Origin of the sequence: Streptomyces sp. URMC 127, from assembly GCF_051386535.1 — a bacterium.
Taxonomy (GTDB): Bacteria; Actinomycetota; Actinomycetes; order Streptomycetales; family Streptomycetaceae; genus Streptomyces.
This window is the reverse complement of the sequence record NZ_JBPQTW010000538.1, coordinates 1-278: the sequence shown is the minus strand read 5'-3', so window position 1 is coordinate 278 and position 278 is coordinate 1. Positions and strand designations below refer to the sequence as shown.

The following is a 278-nucleotide window of genomic DNA, read 5'->3' as shown; positions in this document are numbered from 1 at the left end:
CGCCCTCCCCGCCACCACGGCAGGGAGGGCGCCCCCGCATCGCCGTCATCTACACCGACCCTTCCCGAAGGAGTTCCCACCGTGGCGCTGACCGTCTCCCTTGTCCTCCTCGCCGGAATCGCCGTGCTCATCCTGCTCCGCACCGGCTACCTGCGAATCTGGCCCGCCCTCGCCGCCGTCCTGTTCGGCTTCACCTTCGCCTCCACCGGCATCGCCCCCACCATCACCAGCGGCATCAGCAACATCGCCGGAATGCTCAGCAGCCTCGGCTGAACCTG

Annotated in this window: 1 protein-coding gene; it reads left to right on the top strand. The window is 69.1% G+C overall.

Annotation, left to right across the window (positions count from 1 at the left end):
- On the top strand, positions 1-273 hold a 273-nt coding region (locus tag ACSNOH_RS35295; protein WP_436725517.1), incomplete at its 5' end, for a hypothetical protein.
- Positions 274-278 lie beyond the last annotated feature (5 nt).